Here is a 13,097-nt window from a genome sequence, read left to right as displayed (position 1 = left end):
CCCGCCCACCGCAAGCCCGTTCGTCAGCCGGCGAGCTCGAGCAGGCCCGTGAGCGCCGCTTCGACGGTCTGGCGCCGGATCGCCTCGCGGTCGCCGTCGAAATGGTGCACCGCCGCCTGCGGATAGCCGCCGCGGCGCTTCCAGGCGATCCACACGGTACCGACCGGCTTGTCGGGCGTGCCACCGCCCGGACCCGCGATGCCGGTCACGGCCACGGCGAGGCTGGCCGCGGAGTGCACGAGTGCGCCGGACACCAACTCGACCACCGTCTCGCGGCTCACCGCGCCATGCTGCTCGAGCGTGTGCGGGTTCACACCCAGCAGCGCCTGCTTGGCCTCGTAGCTGTAGACGACCATGCCGCAGTCGAACCAGGCGGACGAGCCGGCGATGTCGGTCAGCGTCTTGGCGATCCACCCGCCCGTGCAGCTCTCGGCGGTGACGATGCTCAGGTGGTGGGACTGCGCCGCCCGGCCGAGGGTCTCGGCAAGGCGGCGCAGGCTGTCGTCGTCGGCGATGCTCATGCGGCCATTATGGCCGCATGCGTCAGTACCGCAGGCGCAGGGTCACGCCGTACGTGCGTGGTGCGCCCAGGAAGGCGTTGTACGAATTGAACGGGTTTCCCGGCGCCGGCGAGACGTTCTGCAACGGTGCATCGAAGCCGACCTGCACGTAGTCCTCGTCGAACAGGTTCTGCGCCCAGAGCTCCACCGCCCAGGCCCGGCTGCGCGCGCCGAAGACGTAGCGGGCGTTGACGACCGTATAGGCCTCCTGCGTCTTCTCCGGGTCCAGGTCCGAGCCGGTGTTGTGCTCGGACATGTACTTGGCGCCGATGTTGAAGCGGCCGATGAGGTCGCTGGGCAGGTCGTGCTCCCAGGTCACCGAGGCCGAACCCGACCAGTACGGGGCGAAGCTGATGCGGTTGCCCGGCAGCTTGTAGAGGCTGCCGGTGGGGGCAACGAAATCGCCACCCGGCACCTCGTCGCCATAGCGGGTGTCGGCATAGGTCAGGCCGCCCTGCAGCAGCAGGCCGCGCACCGGCTGCCACAGCACGTCGGCATCCACGCCCTTGGACACCACTTCGGGGATGGACCTCACGACGAAGCTGGTGCCGAGGAAGCTGTTGAGCTGGAAGCCCGAGTACGTCTGGTGGAAGGCGGTGGCGTTGAGCAGGAGGTCGCCGCCCGCCCACGTGGTCTTGGCGCCGATCTCGTAGCTGTCGACGAACTCGCCCGGGAAGGAGGTGTCGTTGACCGGTAGGATGCCCTGGGTGCCGCTGGACAGGCCGGTGTTGGACTGCACGCGGTCGAGGTTGAAGCCACCGGCCTTGTAGCCGCGCGCGGCCGAGGCGTAGGTCATCACGTTCTCGTTCCAGCGGTAGGCCGCCTTCAGCGTGCCCGACCACTCCTTCTCCTCGCGCTCCTGCCGCGTCGCGCGCCCGTTGTGCAGCGGATTGGTCCAGGGCAGGCAGCTGAAGCCGACGATGTTGGAGATGATCGCCTGCTGCTGCGCCGGCGGCAGCGCCGCGAACGGCACCCCGCGCGTGGTCAGGGCGGTGGCGATGCGGCCGATCGCCGCGGGGCTCACCGCGCCCGTGGGCCCGAAGTAGGACGCGCAGCCCAGCCCGCCGTTGGGGTTGGTGTAGCGCGAATCCAGGCGCTTGTCCTCGACCGTGTAGCGCGCGCCCACGGTGATGTCGAGCGCATCGCTGGCATGCCAGGTGTTGTTGGTGAACAGCGCGGTGCTGCGCGCGTTCTGCTGGTAGGTATCGCGTGCGCCGGTGCCGGCGAAAACGGTGCCGAAGGGGCGGCCGGTCACCTGCGACAGGAACAGCGGCGCATCGGCGCGGGCGCCGGCGGCAGGGCTGACCAGCAAAAGCAGGGCCACCGACAGGTAGGGCTCGTACGCCGAGCCGATCTGGTAGGCCTCGTTGCGCTCGAGGTCCTCGTCGGAATAGAACGCGCCCACCATCCAGTCCAGGCGCTCGCTGGAGCCGGTCAGGCGCAGTTCATGGCTGAAGGTGTCGAAGGCGGCGAAGGCCTCGTCCTCGGTGGGGTTGCGGTAGAGGATGTCGGCACTGGAGAAGTCGAAGTCCAGGCCGTTGAGGGACTGCCATTCGCGCTGGGCGGTGATCGAGGTGAGGGTGGCGCCGCCGAACCAGGGCGTGGTCCAGTTGACCTCGGCCGACACCCCCTTGTCCTTGAGATCCTGCTCGGTGCTGCGGTTGCTGAAGGCCACGCGCGCGAAGGGGTCGGCGACGGGCGCGACACCGCTGTCGGGCGAGAGCGCGTCGATGATGCTGGCGGTGGCGCCGCGCACGGTGGTGACGCCGACGCAGCAGTTCTCCTCGCGGCTGGTGAAGTCGGCGATGAAGTTGACGCGCACGTTGTCGGTCGGGTCGAGCTGCAGCTGCCCCCGCACGGTGTGCATGTTCTGGTCGCCGTCTTCCAGCTCGCGGCGCGGGCCGGCGCCCACGCGCACGTCGGTGAAGCCGTCGCGCACGCGCTTGGCCGTGTAGACGCGGAAAGCGGCGTTCTCGCCAAGGGCGGAGTTGAACGCACCGGCCACGCCGAGGGCGCCGTCGTTGCCGACGGTGAGCTCGCCCTCGACGCGGGTGTCGTAGCTCGGGCGCCGCGTGATCACGTTGATGACGCCCGCGGAGGTGTTCTTCCCGAACACCGTGCCCTGGGGCCCCTTGAGCACCTCGATGCGTTCGATCTCGCCGAGGTCGCCGAAGCCGACGCCGTTGCGGGGACGGTAGACGCCGTCGATCACGACACCAACGGAGGACTCCAGCCCCGCGTTGTCGCCCACGGTGCCGATGCCGCGGATGCGCGCGGTGGGCTGCGCCTCGCTCTGGGTGCTGGTGACCGTCAGGCCGGGAACCAGGACCTGCATGTCCTTGATGTCGCGCACCCCGGTGTCGCGCAGCAGGCGCTCGGGGAGGGCGGTGAGCGAGATGGGCACGTCCTGCAGCGCTTCCTCGCGCTTCTGCGCGGTGACGCGGATCGAGTCCAGCGTGGTGACTTCGTCCTCGGGCTCGCCCTGCGGCGGGGCGGGCTGCGTCGTTTCCTACGCGCGGGCTGCGCCGGCGGCGAGCGCGGCGGTCACGGCGAGCGTCAGCATCCTGCGGTACGGCACGTTCGGCATCGTCGAAATCCCCAGGTGTGGCGCGGATCCCCATCCGCAGCCGTACCCCGAAGGTAGCAGCGTGTTGCACTGCGGAAAGGGCACGGTTGCACGCCGGCTGACGAGCGGCACGCTGGCATACTTGCGCGCCCGCCGCCGGCCGCGGGCCACCCTCCTTCGAACGCCGTGACCGACTCCCGCGCGCAGCCCGCCGACGCCCATACCCCGCTCATGCGCCAGTTCTTCGTCTGCAAGGCGGAGCATCCGGACGTGCTGCTGTTCTTCCGCATGGGCGACTTCTACGAGCTGTTCTTCGATGACGCCCGCAAGGCCGCGCGCCTGCTCGACATCACCCTGACCCAGCGCGGGGTCTCGGCCGGCCAGCCCATCCCCATGGCGGGCGTGCCGCATCATTCGGCCGAGAGCTACCTCGCGCGCCTGGTCGCGCTGGGCGAGTCGGTGGCGATCTGCGAGCAGATCGGCGACCCGGCGGCCAGCAAGGGCATCGTCGAGCGCAGGGTGGTGCGCATCGTCACCCCGGGCACGGTCACCGACGAAGCGCTCCTCGACCAGCGCCGCGACACGCTGCTGCTGGCCGTGGCCCGCGGCAGGCAGGGCTATGGCCTCGCCTGGGCCGACCTCGCCGCCGGGCGCTTCCTCTGCAACGAGGTGGGCAACGAGGACCAGCTGGAAGCCGAGATCGCCAGGCTCGATCCGGCCGAGGTGCTCTGCCCCGACGAGGACCCCCTGCCCGCCTGCCTGGCCGACCGCGTCGGCCTGCGGCGCCGCGCGCCGTGGCTCTTCGACGTCGACAGCGGCCGCCGCCAGCTCTTGCGGTTCTTCGCGCTGCACGACCTCTCCGGCTTCGGCCTCGAGGACCGCCCGCTCGCCATCGCCGCGGCGGCCGCGCTGCTGGGCTACGTCGAGGAGACGCAGAAGCAGCGCCTGCCCCACCTGACCTCGATCGCGGTCGAATCGGGCGACGGCGCGATCGCGATGAACGCCGCCACGCGGCGCCACCTGGAGCTCGACAGCCGCATCGACGGCGACACGCGCCACACCCTGCTGGGCGTGCTGGATTCCACCGTGACGCCGATGGGCGGGCGCCTGCTGCGCCGCTGGCTGCACCGCCCCCTGCGCGACCGCCCCACCCTGCGCCTGCGCCACCAGGCCGTGGCCACGCTGGTGGACACGCGTGCCGGCGACGACCTGCGCGAGCAGCTGCGCGCGGTCGGCGACGTCGAGCGCATCCTCGCGCGCGTGGCGCTGCGCAGCGCCCGGCCGCGAGACCTGTCCACCCTGCGCGACGCCCTCGCCCGCCTGCCGGCGCTGCGCGAGGCGCTGGCGCCGCTCGATTCCCCGAGCCTGCAGGCCCTGCGCGACGCGCTGGGCGAGCACGACGACACCGCGGCGCTGCTGGCCGGCGCGCTGGTGCCGCATCCGCCGGTGCTGGCCCGCGATGGCGGCGTCTTCGCCGACGAGTACGACGCCGAACTCGCCGAGCTGCGCCGGCTGTCGACCCACGCGGACCAGTTCCTGGTCGACCTCGAGGCCCGCGAGCGCGAGGCCACCGGGATCCCGACGCTGAAGGTCGGCTACAACCGCGTCCACGGCTACTACATCGAGATTTCCAAGGCGCAGGCCGGGCGCGCGCCCACGCATTACACGCGGCGCCAGACGCTGACCGGCGCGGAGCGCTACATCACCGAGGAGCTCAAGCAGTTCGAGGACAAGGTGCTCAGCGCGCGCGAGCGTGCCCTGGCACGCGAGAGGCTGCTGTACGAGCACCTGCTGGACGCGCTCAACGCCGTGCTCGAGCCGCTCAAGCGCTGCGCCGCCGCGCTCTCGGAAGTGGACGTGCTGTGCGCATTCGCCGAACGCGCGCAGGCGCTGGACTGGACGCGCCCCGAGCTCACCGAGCACCCCGGCATCCGCATCGAGCGCGGCCGCCACCCGGTGGTGGAGGCGGTGCGCGACGCGCCCTTCGAGCCCAACGACCTCATCCTAGACTGCGCGCCGGACTACGCCGGCCGCCGCATGCTCGTCATCACCGGCCCGAACATGGGCGGCAAGAGCACGTACATGCGGCAGAACGCGCTGATCGTGCTGCTGGCGCACATCGGCAGCTTCGTGCCGGCGTCGGCCGCGGTGATCGGCCCGATCGACCGCATCCTCACCCGTATCGGCGCCGGCGACGACCTCGCGCGCGGGCAGTCGACCTTCATGGTCGAAATGGCCGAAACCAGCTACATCCTCCACCACGCCACCGACCAGTCGCTGGTGCTGATGGACGAGATCGGACGCGGCACCTCCACGTACGACGGCCTCGCGCTCGCCGAGGCCTGCGCGCGCCATCTGGCGCAGGTCAACCGCGCCTACACGCTGTTCGCCACGCACTACTTCGAGCTCACGCGGCTCGCGGAGCCGGGAAGCGGCATCGCGAACGTGCATCTGGACGCTGTGGAACACGGCGACAAGCTGGTCTTCATGCATGCGGTCAAGGACGGCCCGGCGGACCGCAGTTTCGGCCTGCAGGTCGCGGCCCTCGCCGGTCTGCCACGCGCGGTGGTCGAGCAGGCGCGCGCACGGCTGGCGGAGCTGGAGCGGCAGCGCCCCGCCGACGCCGTCGCGCCAATGACCGCTTCCACACTCGACGCCCCGCAGCAGTTCGCCCTCTTCCCGCCCAGCAGCGCCGCAGTCGACGCCCTGGCGGGCCTGGATCTGGACGACCTGTCGCCGCGGCAGGCGCTCGAGGCCCTGTATCGCCTCAAGGCGCTGCTGTAGCCGCTGCCGGCCGTAGGGTCGCTGCGGCGACCTCGCGATGCGCGCCGTACGCAGACGACCGGGCGACGACGGCCGCTTCCAGGCGCCGGGTCGCTGCTGCGCGGCTGCGGCCCGGCGATAGCCCTCGGCTATCCGACCTATCCGAACATTCGATTTTTCCGATCCACCTCCAGGACTTAACGTCATCTCCGGCATACCGGCCACGGCGCCATGCGCGCCGAGCGGCCGCCCACGCATCGAAATCAGGCGGTGCGCGACACGACAGGAGAAAGACATGAACGCCGAGACGAGGTGCCCCGTCGCGCATGGCGCCAAGCGCATGCAGACCCGCACGAACGCGCCGTGGTGGCCGGACCAGCTCAACCTCGGGATGCTGCACCAGCACTCGAAGCTCGGCGATCCGATGGTCGAGGATTTCGACTACAAGTCCGAGTTCCGCAAGCTCGACCTCGATGCGGTCATCCGGGATCTGCACGCGCTGATGACCGATTCGCAGGACTGGTGGCCCGCCGACTGGGGCCATTACGGCCCGTTCTTCATCCGCATGGCCTGGCATTCGGCCGGCACCTACCGCATCTTCGACGGCCGCGGCGGCGCGCGCTCGGGCGAGCAGCGCTTCGCGCCCCTCAACAGCTGGCCCGACAACGGCAACCTCGACAAGGCGCGCCGCCTGCTGTGGCCGATCAAGCAGAAGTACGGCAAGCAGCTGTCATGGGCGGATCTCATGATCCTCGCCGGCAACGTGGCGATCGAATCGATGGGCGGCCCGGTATTCGGCTTCGGCGGCGGCCGCGAGGACATCTGGGAACCGCTGCCCATCGACTGGGGCCCGGAATCCACCTGGCTCGGCGACGAGCGCTACAGCGGCGAGCGCGAGCTCGCGCGCCCGCTCGCGGCCGTGCAAATGGGCCTGATCTACGTGAATCCCGAAGGCCCGAACGGCAAGCCCGACCCGCTGGGCTCGGCACGGGACATCCGCGACACCTTCGGCCGCATGGCCATGAACGACGAGGAGACGGTCGCGCTGATCGCCGGCGGGCACACCTTCGGCAAGTGTCATGGCGCCGGCCCCGCCACGCACGTCAGCGCCGAGCCGGAGGGCTCGAACATCGAAGAGCTCGGCTTCGGCTGGAAGAGCACGTACGAGAGCGGCATCGGCGCGCACACGATCACCAGCGGCCTGGAAGGCGCGTGGACGCCCACGCCCACCAGGTGGGACATGAGCTATCTGGAAACGCTGTTCGGCTTCGAATGGGAACTCACCACCAGCCCCGCCGGCGCGCATCAGTGGAAGCCCGTCGGCGATGCCGGGCGCGTGGTGCCCGATGCGCACATCCCGGGCAAGCTCAACCAGCCGATGATGACCACGGCCGACCTCGCCCTGCGCTTCGACCCGGCCTACGAGAAGATCGCGCGCGGCTACCTCGCCGATCCGGACAGGTTCGCCGACGCCTTCGCGCGCGCCTGGTTCAAGCTCACCCATCGCGACATGGGCCCGAAGGTGCGCTACCTCGGCCCGCTGGTGCCGGCCGAGGACCTGATCTGGCAGGACCCGATCCCCGCCGTCGATCATCCACTCGTGGACGACGCCGACGTCGCCGCGCTCAAGACCCGGCTGCTCGACGCCGGCCTCTCGGTGCAGCAGCTGGTCAAGACGGCCTGGGCATCGGCCTCGACCTTCCGCGGCAGCGACCTGCGCGGCGGCGCGAACGGCGCCCGCATCCGCCTCGCGCCGCAGAAGGAGTTCGAGGCCAACGAGCCGGCCGAGCTCGCCACGGTGCTCGCCACGCTCGAGCGCGTGCAGCAGGCGTTCAACGCGGCGCAGACCTCCGGCAAGAAGATTTCGCTGGCCGACCTCATCGTGCTCGGCGGCAGCGCCGGGATCGAGGAGGCCGCGCGCAAGGCCGGCTTCGACATCACCGTGCCGTTCACTCCGGGCCGCACGGATGCGTTGCCCGAGCAGACCGACATCGACTCGTTCCTCGTGCTCGAACCCGCGGCAGACGGCTTCCGCAACTACGTGCGTGCAGGCGCCGAGGACAGCGTGCCGAATGCGCTGATCGACCGCGCCAACCTGCTGATGCTCACGGCGCCGGAGATGACCGTGCTCGTCGGCGGCATGCGCGCGCTGGGCGCCACGTATGGCAACGCACGGCACGGCGTGTTCACCGACCGCCCCGGCACGCTCACGCCCGACGTCTTCCGCAACCTTCTGGACATGCGCACCGCGTGGTCGAAGTCGGAGACGGCGCCGGGCGTGTTCGAAGGCCGCGACCGCAGGACGGGCGAGCTGCGCTGGACGGCTACGGTCGCCGAACTCCTCTTCGGCTCCAATGCCCAGCTGCGCGCGCTGTCGGAGGTCTATGCGGCGCGCGACGGCGAGCAGGACTTCCTGCGCGACTTCGTCGCCGCCTGGGTCAAGGTGATGGAACTGGACCGCTTCGACCTCCGGTACGCGTAGGCGGCCTGAGCCAGGCCACCTGCATGCCGCCGCGGAACCGCGGCGGCAGGTCGGGCCCAGGACGGGGGGAACGCGACAGCGGCGGCCGCGCCGATGCGGCCGCCGCATTCGCGCACGTGCCAGCGGCAGCAGGCCGGTGCCGGCGGGCGGACCGTGAACCGACTTCGCATTCCCGGCGATGCCGCACATCGACATGTGAAGCGCGACGAGGACGTTCCCTGCGCAGGTGGCCGGTTCGGCTGCCTGCCTGAGCAGCCGCACGGGACCACCGCCACGGTCCGGCATCGACGCCGAGGGCCAGCCCCTGTCGCGGCCGACCGCCTGAACACCTCGCCGGCTTCGTCACGGGCTCTCGATAGATCGCGTCGGAGCATCGTCGCGCGCCACGGAGACAGCCCATGAATGCACCGTTGACCGACGATCTTCTCCACGAACTCCGCCGCGACGGCGTCCCGCACATCGCGGCACGGCTCGGGCTTTCGCAGTCGCAGGTCGACGACGCCGTCGCCGCGGCGCTGCCCCTGCTGTTCGGCGCGATGGGCCGCAATGCCCGCCAGCCCGAAGGAGCCGACGCGCTGTTCGCCGCACTGGCCCGCGATCACCGCGGACTCGATCCCGGCAACGTGCTCGGGACCGCGCTGGCCGGCGGTACCGCGGGCCAAAGCATCCTGCGCCATGTGCTGGGCGGCCGGACGCCGGTGGCGGCACAGACGCTCGGGTCCATCGGCGGGCTGGGCCAGGACCGTGCCGCGACGCTGCTGCGCATGCTCGCGCCTGTGGTCCTGGCCTATCTCGCCCGGCGCGTCTTCATGCCCTCGGATGCGGCCGGCCCGGAAACGCCTGAACCGACACCGCGCGGGCTGGGTCGCCTGCTCGAGCGGGAGGAGGAGCAGATGCGCACGCGCGAGGGCTTCGGCGCCGGGCTGCTCTCGGTGCTCGACCGCGACGGGGACGGCGACGTCGACCTGCAGGACTTCGTTCGCGGCCGCGACCGGCAGGTGCTCGATACGCAGACCGCGGAAATGCGCAGCCCGCGCCCGTTGCTCTGACCGCGGCGCCGGTCAGAGCATGTCGATATCGCCCAGCGCGCGGATGAGGCGCCGGGCACGCTTGTCGGGGCGCTGCTCCGGCGGGCGGTAGCCATCGCGCATGGCCGCCTTCTCGGCACGCACCTGGTCCCGACGGGCCTTCGAGGCATCGGTTTCGGCGTAAAGCGCCTGCGCGACCGGCGCCGGACCGCGCACGGCGCTGATGCCGAGCACGTCGATCTCGAAACGCTCCTCGCCGCGCAGGATGTCCAGCCGGTCGCCGGCCCGCACCGCGCGCGACGGCTTCGGCCGCTGCCCGCCGATCTCCACGCGTCCGGCCTCCACCGCCTGCTTGGCCAGCGAGCGGGTCTTGAAGAAGCGCGCAGCCCAGAGCCACTGGTCGATACGGACGTTGTCGGTGGAATCGGTCATGCGGGTTCGTGCGGAGCGGGTGGATGCGAAACTGGGGACGGATCGGGAAAAACGAAGTCGACGCCGGCGACGGCCAGGCGTTCGCGCAGCCCCGCTTCGTGCGTGCCGCGCCAGTAGACCTGCAGGCAGCCCCTACAGCGGCTGAACCGGCGCGTCGCGTCCAGGACGCGTGCCGGCACCTGCGCTGCAACGGCGGCCGCCTCGACCGCGTCCACCGGCGCATTGCAGCGGCTGCACCGTGTGTAGGGCCGAAGATGCGCCGCGAGTCCGAAGCGCGACAGCACTTCCGACAGCTGGCCTGCGGGGTCGGTCACGTACACGAATGCGCCGGCCGGTACGTCGGTGCGCTTGAGCAGGCCGACGTCGCGCGTGAGCAGCACCCGCCGCTGGCCGGCGGCGCACGCCTGCAGGGCGTCGTCGTCATGGCCCGGCTGCCAGGCGGCATCGATGCCGAGCAGGCGCAGGTCGCGCGCCAATCGGCCCAGGTGGACGTCCAGGACGAACCGCGGGGGATCGCCCGCCTGCTGACGTTCGACCGGGTGGACCTCCACGTGTTCGCCGCCGCGAAGACGGGTGGAGAGCGACGCCGGCTCGCCGTCGACGAGCACCTGCACCACCTCCGTATGCGGCACGCCGGCGGCCTCGACCGGGTCCTTGAGCGCGGGCCGGCCGTCGAAGGCGAACCTGAACCACGCCCCGCGCCGATGCGGCGCGACGAACCGCGCCAGGCGCCCGTGCACGCGCATGCAGGCATGCGCACGGTGGTCATTCGAGCCACGCATCGCGCCAGCCTCCACCCGGCACGGTGGAGGCACGATGCAGGCCTGCAAACGCCGACGGCCGCCCTGGGGCGGCCGTCGAGCGGGACCACTGCGCGCCGGTTACTGCTGCGCGGCGGCCGCGGCGGCCTTCGCCTTCGCGTAGGCGGCCAGGTCTTCCTTGATGCGCGCCTTCTTGCCCTCGAGGCCACGCAGGTAGTACAGCTTGCCCGCGCGCACCTTGCCGCGACGCTTCACCTCGACCGAATCGATCGTGGCGCTGTGGGTCTGGAACACGCGCTCCACGCCGAAGCCGTGCGAGATCTTGCGCACGGTGAACGAGGAGTTCAGGCCGGCGTTCTTGATGCCGATGACCACGCCCTCATAGGCCTGGACGCGCTCGCGGTTGCCTTCCTTGACCTTGACGTTCACCACGACGGTGTCGCCCTGGCTGAACTCCGGGAGCTTGCGGGTGATCTGCTCGGCTTCGAAGTTCTGGAGCAGCGTATTGAGGGACGGCTTGTTCATTGGCTTGTGCCTGTTGGTGTCGTTGTAGAGCCGCGAGTGCGCGTGGACCCGCGTGCCGGCTGGGTGGAGCGAAGCCGCGCATTCTAACGGCTTTTTTCCTTGCGTGGCTAGGGCTTAGCGCCCGCCGGTCGGCGCCCGGCAAGCGCGGCGGACCCGTAATCCACTACGCGCGCGCGGGATGCCGCCGCCGGCCCCTGTCTGGCGCTACGTGCCCTCGGGCGTATCGGGCCGCCCGCGCTCGGCGCGATAGGCCTCCAGCAGCGCGCGGTCCTCGCGGGACAGCTCGCGCCCGGCCAGCAGGTCCGGCCGCCGCTCCGCGGTGCGGCCCAGCGCCTGCATGCGCCGCCAGCGGGCGATACGGGCATGGTCACCCGACAGCAGCACGTCCGGCACGGTCCCGAGCTCGTGCTCCACGGGTCGGGTGTAGTGCGGACAGTCGAGCAACCCGTCCTCGAACGAATCCTGCACGGCCGATTCCGCGTCGTTGAGCGCGCCGTCCTGCAACCGGGCGATGGCGTCCACGACCACGGCCGCCGCCAGCTCGCCGCCGGAAAGCACGTAGTCCCCGATCGAGATCTCCTCGTCGACCTCGGCGCGGATCAGGCGCTCGTCCACGCCCTCGTAGCGCCCGCAGAGCAGGATCAGCCGGGGCGCGGCGGCCAACCGGCGCACGGCGGCCTGGTCCAGCCGGCGGCCCTGCGGGCTCATGTAGACCACCCGCGCCGGCCCTTCGCCGGCCGCCCGCGCGGCCTGGATGGCGCGGCGCAGCGGGTCGATGAGCATGACCATCCCGGGCCCGCCGCCGAAGGGGCGGTCGTCCACCCGCCGGTAGTTGCCCTCCGCGAAGTCCCGCGGGTTGGTGCCGTGGATCGACAGCAGCCCCCGCTCCACGGCGCGCCCGACGACCCCGAAGGACGCACATTGCGCGACGAACTCGGGAAAAAGGCTGACGATGTCGATGCGCATGGCGGTTCCGGTATCCGGGATGGGAGGTTCGGGCGTTGGCGCGCCTGCCCGCGCCGGCTGGCGCGAGGGACGCCCGGGTACGGCGCCACGGGCCGGCACCAGGGCAGTGCTCCTCCTACCCGGGAGCGGCTTTCAGAACTCCGGGTCCCAGTCGACCGTGATCCTGCCCGCGTGGAGGTCGATGTCGGTGACGAACTGCGGCCTCACGAAGGGAATCATCCACTCTCGCTCGCCGTCGCGCGCGACCAGCACGTCGTTGGCGCCGGTGGCGAAGAGGTGCGAGACGCGGCCCATGGCCACGCCCTCGAGGTTGACCACGTCGAGCCCCTCGAGATCGGCCCAGTAGAACTCGCCCTCGGCGGGCCTGGGCAGCGCCGAGCGCGGTACCCAGACCTCCGTGCCGCGCATCGCCTCGGCGGCGTCACGGTCCTCCACCCCGGGGATCTCGGCGGCGAGGCCCTTGCCGACCTGGCGGCCGCGCACGGTGCCGAGCTCGCGCTCGTTGCCACGCGCATCGCGGAGGATCCAGGGCCGGTAGCCGAAGATGGCCGAGCGCGGCTCGGTCCAGCTCTCCAGTTTCACTTCCCCACGAACGCCGAAAGCGCCGACCACCCTGCCTACGAGGATGCGGCGCTTCGGGGTCCCGCTGGAATCGCTACCGCCCGCGCCTTGCACGGGCGAGGTCATCAGGCCGCGGCCTGCGCCTTCTGCGCCTGCTTGTACAGGTCGGCGACCTTGTCGGTCATCTGCGCACCGTGGCCGATCCAGTGCTGCACGCGCTCGACGTTGAGCTCGACGCGCTTCTCGTTGCCCGCGGCCACCGGGTTGTAGTAACCCACGCGCTCGATGTTGCGGCCATCGCGGGCGCTGCGGCTGTCGGTGACGATGATGTGGTAGAAGGGGCGCTTCTTGGCGCCGCCACGCGTCAGGCGGATCTTGACCATTGGTTTCTCGGTGTTGCCCAGCTGCCGGGATGGCAGGGTAAGCCGGTAATGTTAGCGCACTTGCCTGCGC

General features: G+C 71.1%; 12 protein-coding genes. 4 read left to right on the top strand and 8 right to left on the bottom strand.

Annotated features, from left to right (window positions below; all coding sequences use genetic code 11):
* Positions 1–23: 23 nt before the first annotated feature.
* Together EYQ95_RS16480 and EYQ95_RS16475 are read right to left on the bottom strand one after the other, a co-directional pair.
* Entirely contained in the window at positions 24–521 is a 498-nt protein-coding gene (locus EYQ95_RS16480) for a CinA family protein (protein ID WP_132328305.1), read from the bottom strand.
* A 22-nt stretch (positions 522–543) separates the two neighbouring features.
* Positions 544–2,964 carry a TonB-dependent receptor gene (locus tag EYQ95_RS16475; protein WP_243699955.1) on the bottom strand — a complete coding sequence of 807 codons (2,421 nt, stop codon included), beginning with the start codon at positions 2,962–2,964 and terminating at the stop codon, positions 544–546.
* Here EYQ95_RS16475 and EYQ95_RS26840 point away from each other — a divergent pair.
* The 4 genes from EYQ95_RS26840 to EYQ95_RS16460 all read left to right on the top strand — a co-directional run bounded on the left by EYQ95_RS26840 (position 2,948) and on the right by EYQ95_RS16460 (position 9,420).
* Positions 2,948–3,316 carry a hypothetical protein gene (locus EYQ95_RS26840; RefSeq protein WP_243699954.1) on the top strand — a complete coding sequence of 123 codons (369 nt, stop codon included), beginning with the start codon at positions 2,948–2,950 and terminating at the stop codon, positions 3,314–3,316. The genes EYQ95_RS16475 and EYQ95_RS26840 overlap by 17 nt on opposite strands.
* A 41-nt stretch (positions 3,317–3,357) precedes the next feature.
* Positions 3,358–5,910, top strand: coding sequence for a DNA mismatch repair protein MutS (gene mutS, locus EYQ95_RS16470; protein WP_132328379.1), 2,553 nt, complete (start codon positions 3,358–3,360; stop codon positions 5,908–5,910).
* 274 nt (positions 5,911–6,184) lie between these two features.
* Positions 6,185–8,371, top strand: coding sequence for a catalase/peroxidase HPI (gene katG / locus EYQ95_RS16465; RefSeq protein WP_132328304.1), 2,187 nt, complete (start codon positions 6,185–6,187; stop codon positions 8,369–8,371).
* Between the two features lie 398 nt (positions 8,372–8,769).
* The gene (locus EYQ95_RS16460; protein ID WP_132328303.1) at positions 8,770–9,420 is read left to right on the top strand and encodes a DUF937 domain-containing protein; all 651 of its coding nucleotides are present in this window, start codon (positions 8,770–8,772) and stop codon (positions 9,418–9,420) included.
* A gap of 12 nt (positions 9,421–9,432) precedes the next feature.
* On the opposite strand, the gene EYQ95_RS16455 is transcribed toward EYQ95_RS16460, so the two are convergent.
* From EYQ95_RS16455 to rpsP, 6 genes are all read right to left on the bottom strand, one after another.
* On the bottom strand, positions 9,433–9,831 hold the full coding sequence (locus EYQ95_RS16455) for an RNA-binding S4 domain-containing protein (RefSeq protein ID WP_132328302.1): 399 nt from the start codon (positions 9,829–9,831) through the stop codon (positions 9,433–9,435).
* The gene (locus EYQ95_RS16450; RefSeq protein ID WP_132328301.1) at positions 9,828–10,613 is read right to left on the bottom strand and encodes a Mut7-C RNAse domain-containing protein; all 786 of its coding nucleotides are present in this window, start codon (positions 10,611–10,613) and stop codon (positions 9,828–9,830) included. Before EYQ95_RS16450 ends, EYQ95_RS16455 begins: the two co-directional genes overlap by 4 nt.
* A gap of 99 nt (positions 10,614–10,712) precedes the next feature.
* Positions 10,713–11,117 (bottom strand): 50S ribosomal protein L19, encoded by a 405-nt coding sequence (gene rplS, locus EYQ95_RS16445; protein WP_132328300.1) that lies wholly within the window; start codon positions 11,115–11,117, stop codon positions 10,713–10,715.
* Positions 11,118–11,321: 204 nt separating this feature from the next.
* Positions 11,322–12,083, bottom strand: a complete 762-nt coding sequence (trmD, locus tag EYQ95_RS16440) for a tRNA (guanosine(37)-N1)-methyltransferase TrmD (protein ID WP_132328299.1) — start codon at positions 12,081–12,083, stop codon at positions 11,322–11,324.
* Positions 12,084–12,215: 132 nt separating this feature from the next.
* Positions 12,216–12,770: a ribosome maturation factor RimM gene (gene rimM / locus EYQ95_RS16435; RefSeq protein ID WP_132328298.1), complete on the bottom strand. Its 555-nt coding sequence runs from the start codon at positions 12,768–12,770 to the stop codon at positions 12,216–12,218.
* Positions 12,770–13,027: a 30S ribosomal protein S16 gene (gene rpsP / locus EYQ95_RS16430; protein WP_132328297.1), complete on the bottom strand. Its 258-nt coding sequence runs from the start codon at positions 13,025–13,027 to the stop codon at positions 12,770–12,772. Before rpsP ends, rimM begins: the two co-directional genes overlap by 1 nt.
* Between the last annotated feature and the right edge of the window lie 70 nt (positions 13,028–13,097).

The sequence above is a fragment of the Lysobacter sp. N42 genome (genome assembly GCF_004344885.1).
This window is presented reverse-complemented; position numbering and strand designations above follow the sequence as displayed.